We start from the raw sequence: 15991 nt of genomic DNA on the forward strand, positions 1-15991 counted from the left end.
AAGTTTAAATTAAAATATTAATATGTTTTTAACGGCTATAAAAATAGAAATAATTGCAGTTTTCTAAAGAAAAATCTAATTTTACACTTTAATTAATTTCCTTGCAGTACGCCCAGATAATTTTACCCCTCAACTTAAAAGGTTCTTTCACATACAAAGTTCCGGACGAATTAATTCCTGATATCCAGCTTGGAATGCGGGTTTTAGTGCCGTTCGGAGGAAAGAAAATCTATACGGGAATCGTTTTTGACCTTCATGACAATGCACCGGAAAATTTTGTCGCCAAAGAGGTCATCAGCCTTCTTGATGATTCCCCGATCATGCCGCCGGAACAGATCGACTTCTGGAACTGGCTTTCAGAGTACTATTTGTGCGGGCTGGGCGAAATTTACCGTTTTGCTTTTCCTTCATCCTTAAAACTTGAAAGTGAAACTTATCTCAAGTTAAAACCGAATATTCAGGTCGATTTTGAGAACCTTGATGTAAACGAAATGTATCTGATCCAGGCATTGGAAGTCAGACAGCTGATTAACCTTACCGATATTGAGGCGTTTATTGCAAAAAAAGAGATTATTAAAACTATCAATTCCCTGATTGACCTTCAGTACATTGAGATTGATGAAAAAATAGCTGAAAAATATAAAGCCAAAGAAGTTGCTTACGTAAAGATCAATAATGAAGTGCTAAGCAATCAAAACCTCACAGAAATTCTTTTAAAACTCAATAAAGCACCCAAACAGAAAGATCTTTTTCTTCTTATTTTGGAAATGCAGACCGAAAAACCGGATGTTCCCATTAAAAAGGCCGTTTTGTTTGAAGACGGATTCTTTGGAAGCTCCCATTTCAAATCTTTAGCAGATAAAAATCTTGTAGAAGAATATTATATGCAGAAAGACCGTCTCGAAAGCTACGAAGGGGAAATTGAGGAAATCGAAGAGCTTTCCGAAGAACAGAAATCTGCCAAACTGGAAATAGATGAAGCTTTTGAGGAAAATAAAAATGTACTCCTTCACGGAGTAACTTCATCAGGAAAAACGCATATCTACCTTGAGAAAATTGAAGAGTGCATCAGCAACGGGAAAAATGTACTGTTTCTGCTACCTGAAATCGCTTTAACAAAGCAAATTACACAAAGATTAGAAAAAAAATATGGCCGTCATCTTGGTTTTTATCATCAGAAACTCACAGATTTTGAACGGGTAGAAGTATGGAGGAGAATCAAACAGAATGACATTAAAATCCTTGTTGGAACAAAGAATGCTCTGTTTTTACCCTATCAGAACCTGGGATTGATCATTGTAGATGAAGAACACGATTCCGCTTATCGGCCAAGAGAAATTACCCCGCATTTTAATGCAAAGGATTCAGCTTTAATATTGGGTGGATTTTATGGAGCGGGCGTAATTTTAGGTTCTGCAACGCCTTCCGTGGAAAGTTATTTTCGGGCGAGAAAAGATAAAATGAAGTATATTTTCCTGAACGAGAGATTTGGGAATGTAAAGCTTCCGGAATATGAATTGATTAACCTTAAAGAAGCTCAGGATTCCAAAAAAGTTTCCGGGAATTTCTCATTAAGGCTCATTGAAGAGATCAAAAAAACAATCGACGAAAAAAATCAGGCTATTATTCTTCATAACCGCAGAGGCTATTCTAATGTATTGGAATGTGAAAGCTGCGGCTACGTGAATTATTGCTCGAATTGTGACGTCGTCATGACGTATCACAAAGCTGCCAATGAAATGAAATGTCATTACTGCGGCCAGAGAGCTTCAAAACCAAGAACCTGTCCCAAATGCCACTCTGAAAATCTGAATGAGAAAGGAGTAGGTGTAGAGCAGATTCATGAGGAAGTTTCAAAATTATTTCCGGATAAAGAAGTCGATCGTATGGATGTAGATTCTATGCGTAAGAAATTTGCCTATGAAAAGCTGTATGAGAAAATCGAAGATCGCGAAACGGATATTGTAGTCGGTACCCAGATGATTTCCAAGGGGCTGGATTTTGATCATATTGAGCTGGTGGCCATTCCAAAAGCAGACTCCTTATTATATGTCCAGGATTTCAGGGCAGAAGAAAGGGCGTATCAGCTGATTACGCAGGTTTCCGGCAGGGCAGGACGAGTTTCCGGAAAGGGGAAAATCCTGATCCAGACTTTTAATCCCGATCACTCTGTTTTCCAGCTGATCAAAATGAATAATATTCCGAAAATCTATAAATATTTTCTCACAGAACGCCAGAAATTTCACTATCCGCCTTTCACAAAGCTCATTATGATAGAGCTGAAACACAGAAGGGAAGATAAAGTGAACCGTGCGTCCCAGTTTTTGGGTTCTATTCTGCGGAAATACCTTCCTGAGGAATGCGTTTTGGGTCCGGAAAAATCCCAGATCGCAAGGATCAATAATTTCTACCAGTTCCAGATTTTATTAAAATTGCCGCGCGGAAAAAACTATGAGAAATTCAAAGCGATGGTTTTATTAAGTTTGAATGAATTTGATGAAATTACTGCTTATCAAAGCATTAAAAAAGATGTATTTGTTGATTTTTAACAATTTTTAACATACTTTACGGTCTTTTATTACTCGTTAATAGCTGCACTTCTAACAATAATTTCTACTTTTGGTCGTTGATTTAATGTTTGGCTCTTTTATTGAATGATTATAATGAATCGTTTTTTATGAGCTCCAGACATAGAAACTAAACGAATATAGATGGTAAATTTCAGAAAATATGTTTCAACTGCAGCGGTAATGGCTTCCGGATTTTTCCTTGCCCAATCTACCGTTTCTACTGTTCTTTACTCTCAGATGTACGATAGTCCAAGAAGCAACTTAAGCTTGCCTTCCCCTATCAGTTCATCGGCTGAGAAAACGATTTTATCGGCTAAAGAGCTTGTAGATATTAATGTAAACACTATGATGACCGATCCTGTGCTGAAAAATGCAACCTGGGGATTTGTAGTGTACGACCCGAAAACGAAGAAAGTCATTTCTTCGTATAATGAAAATACTCCTTTGGTTCCGGCTTCTACCACGAAATTATTAACTACTGAAACAGCATTAAACCTGTTAGGTGAGAATTATCGTTGGATGACTCAGCTGGAATACTCAGGAAACATTGATGAAAATGGAGTGCTGAATGGAAATCTTTATGTGGTAGGAAGCGGAGACCCTTCTATGGGAACAAACAAAGCCGGTGCCTGGTCTTATAGAGATATTATTTCAGATTTCATGAGCGGATTATCCCGTGAAGGTATCAAAAAAGTAAATGGTGATATTATTATCCAAACAGCGCTTTTCAAAGGCAATATTGCAAGGCTTCCGGAAAATGTTGTTTGGCTGGAGAATAATAACTACTATTTGCCGGTAGGGACTACCCGCGAAATTAATCCTGCAAACGAGAAACTGATCACGAAAAAAGGAAATTCATCATCAGAGAAAAAGTACTTCTATGTTTCTCCTTATATGAACCAAATGGTTTTTGCAGATAAATATGAGGGTAATGGAACGCTGACTACAAAAATACCGGACGCTCCGGCATATTTGGCCAATACATTCAGAACAACGTTAGTGAAAAGTGGTATTCCGGTTACAGGAAAAGTAACTCCCAGAATGACAGATGCAGAACCTGAAAGCAGAAAAATGGTTTCAGCATACAAATCTCCGACATTGGGTGATATTATTTTTTATACCAACCAGCACAGTGATAACTCTTTAGCAGAAGCATTGTTAAGAACAGTTGGTTTCCAGAAAATGGGTGATCAGACATTGGAATCTGGAAGAATCGTAGTAACAGGTCACTTAAAAGAAAGTGATTTTGATATGAACGGGTTGAATTATATGGACGGAAGCGGACTTTCAAGAAATAATAATATAACACCGATCTCTCAGGTGAAATTTTTGACATCTTTAATGAATCAAAAGTATTATAACGCATATCTTACCTCATTACCGGTAGGCGGGCAGTCTGGAACCTTAAAGAGAATGTTTATCGGAACAGGAAATGGACAAATATTTGCGAAAACAGGAACCCTGAATAAGGTGAAAACATTAGCAGGATATTTAAAAACGAATTCCGGAAAGACATTAGTATTTTCATTAATGGTTAACAATTATGCAGGATCAGTAGATATGGTGAAGAAAAGGATGGAGAAAATTCTGGAACCTGCCTTAGATTTATAAAATATTTACCTTAATATTATAAAAACCTTTTAATCAATGATTAGAAGGTTTTTTTTATCTTTGGATGTATAACCATCTGAATATGAGAAATTTTTACATAGTATTGATAAGTTTGATGTTTGGCCAGCAGCTCTATGCTCAAAATCTCAATCAAAACATCGAAATGAAAGGGTTGGTCGCTAAAGAAATGAAATCTTATACCCATAAGATGACGACTTACAACCTTAATCCTAATACATTGAACTACGATCTTCTGTATCAGAGGATGGAAGTGAGTCTGGATCCGGCCGTATACAATATTTCGGGATCCGTAACGTCCCATTTTAAGCCAAATCAGACTATGGGAAGTATTTATTTTGATCTTGATAATACTTTAACGGTTTCTCAGATTCAGTATCACGGAAGCAGTCTTCTCTTTCAGCAGCTTGCGACAAAAGAGTTGAAAATAGATTTTCCGGCTGCCCTTCCAGCCAATACGCTTGATTCATTAACGATATTTTATTCCGGTGCTCCGGCAAATAATAATCCTTTATCGATTAACGATGCTTTTTCTATCGGGACACAAAGCGGAGTTCCTATTCTTTCTACCTTAAGTGAACCCTATGGTGCTCAGGATTGGTTTCCTACCAAACAAAGCCTTAATGATAAGATCGAAAGGTTTGATTTTAAAATTACTACCCCGTCACAATATAGTGTAGCCGCCAACGGAAAATTCATGTCAGAAACATTACTTCCGAATGCGCAAAAATTAACATTCTGGCGGACGGCTTATCCAATATCAGCTTATCTTATAGGACTTTCTATTACAAATTTTACAAAAATCACTGATACGATGGGAACGCCGCCATTTCCTTTTGTGAATTATGTGTATCCATCTACCGCAGCCAATACAGCGAGTATGTCTAATATAGAATGGACCAAACAGGTAATGAATCTGTTTGAAACTTATTTTGGACCTTATCCGTTCCGTAATGAAAAATATGGGCATATGGAATCTAAATATGGAGGTGGAATGGAGCATCAGACGATGTCTTCGCTGGGAAGTTGGGGCAAAAATCTTATCGGTCATGAGCTGGCTCATCAGTGGTTTGGAGATAAAGTAACCTGTGGAGCATGGAATGATATCTGGCTGAATGAAGGTTTTGCTACATTTGGAACACATCTGTCCAATGAAAAACTCTTGATGTCCAACACAGAATTTATGGCCTATCTTTTGGGGCAGAAAGATTTAATTACTTCTTCTCCGGGAGGAAGTACCTATGTTTCGGACTCCAATCTGGCGAATGTTAATGCAGTCTTTGATAGCAGACTTTCTTATGCTAAAGGTGCTTACATTTTAAGGATGCTGAAATGGATGTTGGGAGATACCGTTTTCTTTCAGGCTCTCAGGGATTATCATGCCAGACCAGCTTTAGCCTATAACTATGTGAGAACCTCGGATTTTAATGCTTCATTACTACAGTCTACAGGAAAGGATTTTACCGGATTTTTCAGTGACTGGCTGTATGGAGAAGGATACCCTACCTATACCATCAGATGGAAACAGTCCGGAAACCAAATCGTCATTAAAGCTTCCCAGACGCAGAGTAATGCTTCAGTGAGCTTCTTTGAAATGCCTTTACCTATTAAAGTCAACGGAACAGGTGGACAAACGGCTTATTTTGCTTTAGATCATACATCCGACAACCAATATTTTTCAGAACCGGTTTCTTTTCCGGTAGCCAGTGTTGAATTTAATTATGAATACCAGATTTTAGAAAAAAATTCGACCGTTTCGCAAGATACAACGTTAAGTGTAGCATCTGCAGCGTTTGAAGATGTTGCTTTATATCCAAATCCTGCAAAAAATGAAATCTATGTAAAAGGAATTCATAAACCAACCGATTATACGATCCATATGATTGATGGGCGGTTGGTGAAAAAAGATACTTACCAGCCTAATAAACCAGTTGTCATTTCCGAACTGATTCCCGGAACATATATTTTCACCATCAAAGATCAAAATATAAAATTCATCAAGCATTAAAAAGCGGATTTTTTTTGACGGGAAATATCCGCTTTTGTAATTATGAAATAATAATAATATCATGAATACTGTCGTGATATATTCCTTCAATATCTGTTATTGTTTAAAAATATATTTATTTTACTTGTAATAACCTTTTAATCGTTAATGAGTCTGTTTTTTATCTATATTTGGGCCCAGTAATATATTGACTATGAGAATACTTTATTTCTTTATTTTTGGACTGCTGATACCGCAGCAATTTTACGCTCAGAATGAACATAATATTGAAAAGAAAGGGATGATTGCAATGGAAAAGAAATCCTTTGCTAAAAAGATGACCACTTACAATGTAAATCCTAATACCTCAAATTATGACCTCCAGTATCAGCGGATGGATGTCGTTTTGGATCCTAACATCTATGAAATTTCCGGTTCTGTAACGTCTCATTTTAAACCGAATCAGAATATGAGTACTATCTATTTTGATCTTTCGGATGAATTGTCCGTATCTCAGGTGAAATATCATGGAACGGATATGACATTTCAACAGCTTCCGACCAAGGAACTGAAAATAGATTTTCCGGCATGGCTTCCGGCAAATACATTGGATTCCCTGACCATTAATTATTCTGGAGCTCCTTCACAGGATTACGATGCTTTTTTTAACGGAGCTCAAGGCGGGACCGCTATTCTTTCTACATTAAGTGAACCATATGGTGCTCAGGACTGGTTTCCTACCAAGCAGAGCCTTAATGATAAAATTGAACGGTTTGATTTTAAAATTACGACCCCTTCACAGTACAATGTGGCAGCAAACGGAAAACTGATGTCTGAAACCTCTCTTCCGAACGGGCAGAAGCTCACTTTCTGGAGAACGGCTTATCCTACTTCAGCCTATCTTATTGCGCTTTCCATTACCAATTATGTAAAACTGAACAGCACCATCGGAAATCCTCCGTTTCCGTTTGTGAATTATGTATATCCGTCTACCAATTCCAACACCACGAGAATGGCTAATATTGAATGGACGAAACAGATCATGACGACTTTTGAAACGTATTTCGGATCTTATCCTTTCCGAAACGAAAAGTACGGTCATATGGAATTCCAGTGGGGAGGAGGTATGGAGCACCAAACGATGTCTTCCATGGGTAGCTGGAGCAAGGATATTATTGCTCATGAACTGGCTCACCAATGGTTTGGAGATAAAGTAACCTGTGCTACATGGAATGATATTTGGCTGAATGAAGGATTTGCCACTTTTGGAGAACACCTTGCCAATGAAAAACTCTTAATGACGAATACCCAGTTTATGAGCTATTTATTAGGTCAGAAAAACCTTATCACAGGAAGCACTGGAGGAAGTACCTATGTTTCTGATGCAGAGCTTTCCGATACAGACCGGATTTTCAGCAGCAGACTTTCTTATGCAAAAGGAGGATATATTGTACGAATGCTTAAATGTATATTGGGTGACACAGCTTTCTATCAGGCGTTGAAGGACTATCATGCAAGACCTAATCTTGCGTATGGATATGCCAGTACGAATGATTTTAAGGCTTCGTTTCTGCAGTCTACAGGGAAAGACTTTACAGAGTTTTTTAACGATTGGCTGTATGGGCAAGGATATCCTACGTATACTATTAAATGGAAGAAATCAGGAAATCAGATGATTTTTAAAGCGTCTCAGACACAGAGTAATGCTTCAGTGAGCTTCTTTGAAATGCCGTTACCAATCAAGGTTACCGGAACAGCAGGAGAAACCGCTTATTTTGCTTTGAATAACACTTCCAACAATCAGTATTTCTATGAAACAGTTTCCTTTCCGGTAGCCAGTGTTGAATTTAATTATGAATACCAGATTTTAGAAAAAAATTCGACCGTTTCGCAAGATACAACGTTAAGTGTAGCATCTGCAGAGATTGAAAACTTTGCATTATATCCAAATCCTGCTAAAAATGAACTGTATATAAAAGGAATCCATAAAGTAGCGGATTACAGCATTCATTCTATCGATGGACGATTAATGAAGAAAGATACCTACCAGCCTAATAAACCAATTGCTATTTCAGAATTGATTCCCGGTACGTATGTTTTCAGCATAAACGAAAAGAATATCAAATTTATAAAGCATTAGAATTAGCGGATTGTATAGAAATACAACCCTTGAATAAGGGTAATCCAGATAATATGAACCTCTCCAATATTATTGTTTAAAATAATTATGGAGAGGTTTTTTTAATAGTTGGAAAAAATTAGTAAAAAATGGGATAAAAGAAATACAGCGAACGTTCAGCTGATGTTATGGCATAAAGTAATTCCATGGTATAAAATTTTTAATGGTTAATAATTAATATAGAACAAGCTTTCAAATCAGGAAGCTTTTTTGTTTTTTTATGGCTCTTAAAGCTTTTCTTTTTGCTTTGTTTACTTTGTGGCGAAACCATATTTCTCTGAAAATATTTCGCATGGCATTATCAAAATGCCGGATAAGTACTACGTTTTTAAACCCCCGCCACTTTTCTAGCCAGCTTGAAGGTAACGCCCTCACAGAGACAGAATAGCCCTCAGTTTCATATTGTATGTAATGCCACCATCCGGAAGGAATATAAAGAGTTTCGCCCGGTTCTATGACAGCTTCATACCCGTTGAGGTAGCGCAGTGCAGGAAATTCATCATAATCAGGTTCTTTAATATTAGGGATGCTGTGAAAATTATAGGGTAGTTTATACATCAGATCCGATTGTTCCCAGGGAAAAAGCCAAATCCTTTTAATCCCCTGAAACTGGGTAATGAATACATGAGACATATCAATATCTATATGGTTTCTGGTAATAGAACCCTCACCGCCAAAAAACATAAAAGGGAGCCACTTTAATATTTTGCCGTTGGTAACATCATTGTAATGGATGTCATCTTTAAGCGCCGGATACAGGCTTAATAAATTGAATAAAAAAAGTCTGTTTTCAGTAGGTGAGGAGCTTATCAGATCCAGGTATTCTGAAAAGGTAGACTGCGCAATAGGTTTGCTGGCAACCCGATCCAGTGATTCCAGTTCGCTTCCGTAAATATTCACCTTTTGATTTCCGGCAATTTCTTTAAAGTATTCATAATTCCATTTTTTGAAAGCCGGGCTTCCCGGATCTACAAAATCCTTCAGAATGATAGGTCTTCGGGGTTTCATATAGGTATTTAAAAAATCTCGGGATGATAATGCTTTAGCTCTTTCTACTGGTGATAACCTCATTTTCATGAATTTTGAAAGACAAAGATAAATATTATCCTACTAAAATGGTAGACTATTGTGCAAAAATCCAGTATTTCATTCAAATTTTTAGAATTAAAACCATAAAAGCTTATACTTTACAGCCTTTTTACTAAATTAGCGCATCTAAAAATTTACTAAAAATGATCTCTGAAAAATATCTTCAAAATTTACAGAACGAACTTCAAAATATTGATAATGACGGGCTTTACAAGAGAGAAAGAATTATTACTTCTCAACAGAGTGCGGAAATAGAAGCGAACGGTAAAAAGCTGTTGAACTTCTGCGCCAACAACTATTTGGGATTATCAAACCATCCTGAAGTGATGAAAGCTTCTCAGGACATGATTGGTTCTCATGGATATGGAATGTCATCGGTTCGTTTTATCTGTGGAACTCAGGATATTCATAAGCAGTTGGAAGAGAAGATTGCTCAGTTTCTGGGACTTGAAGATACTATTTTGTATGCAGCTTGTTTTGATGCGAATGGAGGGGTTTTCGAACCTTTATTCACAGAAGAAGATGCTATTATTTCAGATGAACTGAACCATGCTTCAATCATAGACGGAGTTCGTCTTTGTAAAGCGGCAAGATACCGTTACAAAAATAATAATATGGCGGATCTGGAAGCGCAGTTAATTGCAGCTTCTGAAAAGAACCACCGTTTCAAGATCATCGTTACCGACGGAGTTTTCTCAATGGACGGTATTGTTGCGGACCTGAAAGGAGTTTGTGATCTTGCTGATAAATATGATGCATTGGTAATGGTAGATGATTCCCATGCAACAGGTTTCATTGGAAAAACAGGACGTGGAACCCACGAAGCGAATGAAGTAATGGGTAGAGTAGATATCATCACTTCTACTTTAGGAAAGGCTCTTGGTGGTGCATTGGGAGGATTTACTTCCGGTAAGAAAGAAATCATCGATATGCTGAGACAACGCTCTCGTCCCTATTTATTCTCGAACTCACTGGCTCCCGGAATTGTAGGGGCAGCTTTAAAAGTGTTGGAGATGATCTCTGATGATACTTCACTTCGTGATCAGGTCATGGAAAATGCAGTGTATTTCAGAACAGAAATGAAAGCTAAAGGCTTTGATATTCCTGACGGGGATGCTGCGATTGTTCCTGTGATGCTGTACGATGCGCCTCTTGCTCAAAAAATGGCTGAAAAGTTAATGGACGAGGGAATTTATGTGATTGGATTCTTCTATCCGGTAGTACCAAAAGGAAAAGCGAGAATCAGAGTTCAGCTTTCTGCAGCTCATACAAGAGCTCATTTGGATAAAGCAATTGCTGCTTTTGAAAAAGTAGGAAGAGAGCTTAATGTAATTTCTTAATCGTATATATAAAAGCAGGTTTATGAAAAAAATATTGCTCATCATTGGTTTTGTTTGTTTTCAAAGCTTCTCTGCACAAAACATTATGGATTTCGATCTTAAAAATGTTGAACTACAGGGGATGAAACCTGCCAGAATAAATCAGGAAATGAAAAATATAGGGATCACAAAAATGCCCTTTGTGACAAGTGATCCCAACATTATTGTTAAAATTACGGATTCTGATATCGCTTCGAAGATTAAGACAATCTATGCATTCACTTATGATAATCCCGATGATGATCTGAATGACGGAGGAGTTTTCATTTATCAGTTTGTCTCCAAAAAAGATATGGAAAGCTATATTGCTGGGAAGTTCGAACAGCCTAATTATAGAATTTTGGTGAAAGATCTGTTTGTTATCAAGATCTGGAGTGACTATGGGTATCAGATCGAAGGAAAAGAGAACAGCGATGATCACTTGAACAAAATGGAGAAATATTATACCAAGCTGGGAGCAAAAAAAATCATATTGAAGCCAGACGAATCCAATATAGAAGCAGTGGAGGTAACAGACCATAATTAAACCCATTAGCATATCCAACAATGCTTTATACCATAATAAAAGCCCTGCATATCATCTTTATGGTGAGCTATTTTGCGGGAATTTTCTATCTCGTAAGGATTTTTGTCTATTATAAAGATACAGACGAATTTGCTGAAGATAAAAAGAGGATTCTGCGCGAGCAGTACACGTTCATGGCCAGAAGGCTGTGGAACATTATCACCGTTCCGGCCGGCATTATCATGGCGGTTTGCGGATTGGTGATGATTTTTCTGAATCCCGGATTGATGAAAATGTCCTGGTTTCATTTAAAACTGACTTTCCTGATCGGTTTGGTCGTCTATCATTACTGGTGCTGGAAAAAAGTGCTGGTGCTGAAAGCCCTTAACGGAAATACCCTTGAAACAGCCAATATAAAATTGAGACAGGCCAATGAAATTGCCACTTTCATTTTATTCCTTGTAGTCTTTACCGTGATTTTAAAATCGATGGCTATTGAATACTGGTGGCAATTAATTACCGGATTTTTCGTTCTGGTAGTGTTGATCATGATGACCGTGAAACTCGTTAACAAAAATAAAAAGAAGAAATAATGGTTGAGGTATTATACACTGTAATACCTTTTACTTTTTTACAAAAAAAACTATGATTGCAATTTTAAAGAAAGAACTTTGGAGTTACTTCGGAAACTGGAGCGCATGGATCATCATCGCAGCCTTCAGCCTGATAGCGACTCTTTTTCTGTTTTTTTTCGACAACGATTCCAATATATTTGAGATCGGAATGGCCTCCTTACAGAGTTACTTTGTGTTGGTTCCATGGCTGTTGATGTTTATTATGCCTGCACTTTCCATGAAAACCTTTGCAGAAGAACAGCAGACGGGAACCCTAAATTGGCTTTTCTCACAACCGCTGAAAGTTTCAGATCTTGTCATCGGAAAATTCCTTTCCGTATGGATTGTTGGAATTTTATGCCTTATTCCTTCACTGATTTATCTCTATACCGTTTATGTGTTGGGAGTTCCTGCCGGAAATATCGACATGGGAATGACTTTCGGAAGCTATATCGGACTGATTATTCTAATCGCTGCTTTTTCAGGGGTGGGAATTTTAGCTTCTTCATTATCTCAAAACCAGATCATGGCTTATCTGCTGGGCATTTTTATGTGCTTCATCATGTATTTCGGGATCGAGCAGCTGGCCAGCTATAAATTATTAGGCGGTGCCGACTTTATCCTTCAGAATGTAGGTTTTTACCAGCATTTCTTAGGATTTACAAGAGGGCTTATCGATTTTAAAGATGTTGCCTATTTTGTTTTGGTTATCGGTGTTTCGTTAGTATTGTCCAATCATTTTATCAATAAAAAGAAGTAGAATTATGAAGAAGATATCCTTTAAATCTCCGTTAGGAATTTTGCTTTTTGTGGTGTTGCCGTTAGCTGTTATTCTGGCAGTATCAGGAATACGTTTAGATTTAACCAAAGAAAAAAGATATACCCTTTCCGATAGTACTGTAAAAGTTGTAAAGGCAATTAAAAAGCCAATGACAATTGAAGTGTATCTGGAAGGTGATTTTCCGGCAAGCTTTAAACAGCTGCAAGGAGAAACGAAATTTATGCTGGAAGAGTTCAGAAAGATTAATCCCAACATTGATTTTAAATTCATAGATCCTATTAAAACCAAAATGTCCCAGGACACTTTGATGGCGATGGGAATGCAGCCTTCTGTATTGCCTGATATCAGAGACGGAAAAGTTTCTCAGATTACGCTGTTTCCATATGCGGTGATCCGTTATGACAAACGCGGAGTATCTATCCCGTTGGTGGTGCAGCAGACAGGAATTGATGCAGATCAGCAGCTGACCAGATCTATTGAAGGACTGGAATACAGTCTTGTTTCGAATATTAAAAATATTTCTGCCGATAAAAGAAAGAAAGTAGGGGTTTTGGTGAATCAGGACGAGTTAAGCCCCGATGAATTCCAGGGTTTTATGCATCTGGCACTGGAAAATTATGACGCAGGTCCTATTATTCCTAAAAATCAGACTGAGCTTACCGTTGCCGATCTTCCTTTATTAAAACAGATGAGTGCACTGGTTATTGCAAAGCCTAGAAAAGCTTTCACAGACGGTGAAAAAGTGATCCTTGACCAGTTTATCATGAACGGCGGTAAGACCCTCTGGATGATCGACGCAGTGAATGCAGAAATGGATACCCTGACCCGGTCTAAAAAAATCATGCCTTTCCCTGTGGATATCAATATGACCGATTTCTTTTTCAATTATGGAATCAGAATCAATCCGGCTTTGGTAAAAGATGTTAAAAAGTTTGCTCTACTGAGACTGGTAACCGGAGAAGTAGGAGGGAACCCCCAGTATACAAGTCTTCCGTGGCCGTATTTCCCGTTGGGAATTGCTGAGCAGGATAATCCTGTGACGAAAAACATCAATCCGGTGAAATTTGAATTTCCAACTTCTATTGATACGTTAGGAAGGAAAAATATTAAAACCAGAGTTCTTTTTGAATCAAGTGAAAGAACCCTGTTGAAGCAGGTTCCGAATTATGTTGACCTTAAAGAAATTGCAAGTGTAGACAGCTTAGGACAAATGGAAAAGCCAAGTACCCCGAAGATCTTTGCCGTAGCGCTGGAAGGGAAGTTTAGTTCTGCCTATGCTTCAAGAATTGAAAGAAAATCTTACCCTGGTTTCAAAAGCCAGAGTCCCGACAATAAAATGATCATCATTGCTGACGGTGATGTAGGAAGAAACAAAGTGATCAAAGGAGAACCCTTACCTTTAGGAGTAGACATGCTGACCAATGAGCAGTTCGGAAACGAGCAGTTCCTGAGAAATGCACTGGATTATCTGCTGGACGACAGCAACCTGATGGAGCTCAGAAACCGAAACATCGAAGAAAGACTACTGGACCGACAAAGAATTACCGAAGAAAAAAGTACGTGGCAATGGATCAATTTGCTACTTCCTTTAGTGATTATTGGGCTATTTGGAGCTTTGTTCTTCTGGTTAAGAAAGAGGAAGTTTAATTAAATAATATAAAAAGAGAAACCGTGAGGTTTCTCTTTTTGTTTGTACGTAAATGCCGGATCATAATTTTTGTATGACAATTATTTAAGTATTTTGAGAGTAATTCAGTTTGTCTATTTCCTGAGATAGTTATTTTTATTTAGTTTATTATTGTCCAGCTCCATCCCGTATTGCCTGCCCAAGCACTTTAATATCTATATTTTTAAGCGCTTTAAACTTAATACAGTATCCAGTTACACTCGCTTTTCCTATGGTTTCTCCATAGGTTTGTGATAAGTAGGTTTTATCTTTAATACCCAAAATATAGACGGAGATTCCGGTTGTGTTGGCACTGAGACCAATCTGGTAAAACTCCCGGCTGCTTCCGTCAGCGTATTGTATCGTTTGAAATCCATAGCCTATATTGGGATTGGAGACTGTTTTGCCTTCACTGTTTTTACCATCCAGAAACCATAATTTGCATTCCGGCATCAGTTGCAAAATGATCTGGTGTAGCTCTTCCAAATTACTGCGTTTTGGTTCAGAATGGCAGGCAATATAATTTTTGATTTGTTCTTCTATATCCATATATTTCATAAAGTGTCTTACGTCAATAACTCTTCTTAAAGAATCGGATCATATTCCAAAGAAACTATTGACTGAGATGATTTTTCATGGTAAACAACTTTTTGGTTAAGGAGTTTTATATTTAAAAATACAAAAGAGAAACCGAAAAGTCTCTTTTTAATCACATTAATACATTTTACATAATACAAAACAACTACCAAGGACTAATTCCAACCTCATCCTCAATATCATTGCTGAAAAACTGTCCTGTAGGAGCATTTTCGTCAGTCAGGGTGTGTTTAACGATAAAAGAAGCGGCACTTTCTACAGAGCCCGGACCATTGTGGCCATTAAAATCGGTTGCGGTATATCCCGGATCAATTACATTGACTTTGAATGGCAGATCTCTCAATTCGTAAGCTAAAACGATGGTATAGGCATTCAATGCTGCTTTTGACGGTCCGTAAGCTGCTGCTTTTACATGATAATATTTCCAGTTTGGATCGCTGTGTAACGTTAATGACCCGAGTCCGGACGTGATATTGCTGATCCTTGGACTTTCTGATTTTTTCAGCAGTTCTAAAAATGCCTGAGTAACACTGATTACCCCAAAGAAATTGGTGTCAAATACCTCTTGAATATCTTTAATAGAAGCATTTGCAGCAGTTTGCGGATTTGTTCCCAGGATTCCTGCATTGTTGATCAGGATATCCAGTTTTCCCTGTTCTTGTTCAATGCTATTTTTTGCGGCTGTAATGGAATCAGTATTGGTAACATCGATTTCAATGGCTTTAATGTGTTGAAATCCCTGATCATTAAGTTCCTTGACAACAGCTTCTCCTTTTTCAAGATTCCGGCTTCCCAAATAGACGAATAATCCCTTTGCTGAAAGTTGTTTTGCTGTTTCCAGGCCGATGCTTCTGTTGGCACCTGTAATTAATACTGAATTCATATTCTTTGTTTTTAATTGATGAGGTAAAATTCTGCTAATTAAATAAGATTGTATTTGTCATTTGACAAAAAGCAAAAAAATATAGTTGTATCTAACTTGTCTCTTGGTTCTC

Annotated in this window: 12 protein-coding genes; 9 read left to right on the top strand and 3 right to left on the bottom strand. The window is 37.6% G+C overall.

The window, feature by feature from the left end; all coding sequences use genetic code 11:
* Positions 1–101 precede the first annotated feature (101 nt).
* The 4 genes from priA to SB679_RS07860 all read left to right on the top strand — a co-directional run bounded on the left by priA (position 102) and on the right by SB679_RS07860 (position 8326).
* Positions 102–2549: a primosomal protein N' gene (gene priA / locus SB679_RS07845; RefSeq protein ID WP_410701713.1), complete on the top strand. Its 2448-nt coding sequence runs from the start codon at positions 102–104 to the stop codon at positions 2547–2549.
* A gap of 162 nt (positions 2550–2711) precedes the next feature.
* Entirely contained in the window at positions 2712–4181 is a 1470-nt protein-coding gene (gene dacB / locus SB679_RS07850) for a D-alanyl-D-alanine carboxypeptidase/D-alanyl-D-alanine-endopeptidase (protein WP_410701714.1), read from the top strand.
* A gap of 82 nt (positions 4182–4263) precedes the next feature.
* Complete coding sequence (locus tag SB679_RS07855) at positions 4264–6207, top strand: M1 family aminopeptidase (RefSeq protein WP_410701715.1); 1944 nt, start codon at positions 4264–4266, stop codon at positions 6205–6207.
* Positions 6208–6400: 193 nt separating this feature from the next.
* Positions 6401–8326, top strand: a complete 1926-nt coding sequence (locus SB679_RS07860) for a M1 family aminopeptidase (protein ID WP_410701716.1) — start codon at positions 6401–6403, stop codon at positions 8324–8326.
* A 231-nt stretch (positions 8327–8557) separates the two neighbouring features.
* On the opposite strand, the gene SB679_RS07865 is transcribed toward SB679_RS07860, so the two are convergent.
* Positions 8558–9436, bottom strand: coding sequence for a cupin-like domain-containing protein (locus SB679_RS07865; RefSeq protein WP_410701717.1), 879 nt, complete (start codon positions 9434–9436; stop codon positions 8558–8560).
* Between the two features lie 161 nt (positions 9437–9597).
* On the opposite strand from SB679_RS07865, the gene kbl reads away from it, so the two are divergent.
* From kbl to gldG, 5 genes are read left to right on the top strand one after another with little or no spacing between them, the layout of a single operon-like run.
* A complete protein-coding gene (gene kbl / locus SB679_RS07870; RefSeq protein WP_034709482.1) occupies positions 9598–10794 on the top strand; it encodes a glycine C-acetyltransferase in 1197 nt (398 codons plus the stop codon).
* Positions 10795–10816: 22 nt separating this feature from the next.
* Positions 10817–11359 carry a hypothetical protein gene (locus SB679_RS07875; RefSeq protein WP_410701718.1) on the top strand — a complete coding sequence of 181 codons (543 nt, stop codon included), beginning with the start codon at positions 10817–10819 and terminating at the stop codon, positions 11357–11359.
* A 20-nt stretch (positions 11360–11379) separates the two neighbouring features.
* Positions 11380–11931 carry a CopD family protein gene (locus SB679_RS07880; protein WP_410701719.1) on the top strand — a complete coding sequence of 184 codons (552 nt, stop codon included), beginning with the start codon at positions 11380–11382 and terminating at the stop codon, positions 11929–11931.
* A gap of 52 nt (positions 11932–11983) precedes the next feature.
* Positions 11984–12712 (top strand): ABC transporter permease, encoded by a 729-nt coding sequence (locus SB679_RS07885; RefSeq protein ID WP_410701720.1) that lies wholly within the window; start codon positions 11984–11986, stop codon positions 12710–12712.
* Positions 12713–12716: 4 nt separating this feature from the next.
* Complete coding sequence (gene gldG, locus SB679_RS07890; RefSeq protein ID WP_410701721.1) at positions 12717–14384, top strand: gliding motility-associated ABC transporter substrate-binding protein GldG; 1668 nt, start codon at positions 12717–12719, stop codon at positions 14382–14384.
* A 144-nt stretch (positions 14385–14528) separates the two neighbouring features.
* On the opposite strand, the gene SB679_RS07895 is transcribed toward gldG, so the two are convergent.
* Complete coding sequence (locus SB679_RS07895) at positions 14529–14948, bottom strand: DUF1801 domain-containing protein (RefSeq protein WP_410701722.1); 420 nt, start codon at positions 14946–14948, stop codon at positions 14529–14531.
* A gap of 193 nt (positions 14949–15141) precedes the next feature.
* Positions 15142–15879, bottom strand: a complete 738-nt coding sequence (locus SB679_RS07900; protein ID WP_410701723.1) for an SDR family oxidoreductase — start codon at positions 15877–15879, stop codon at positions 15142–15144.
* Positions 15880–15991: the final 112 nt, after the last annotated feature.

Origin of the sequence: Chryseobacterium sp. SIMBA_029, from assembly GCF_046535275.1 — a bacterium.
Taxonomy (GTDB): Bacteria; Bacteroidota; Bacteroidia; order Flavobacteriales; family Weeksellaceae; genus Chryseobacterium.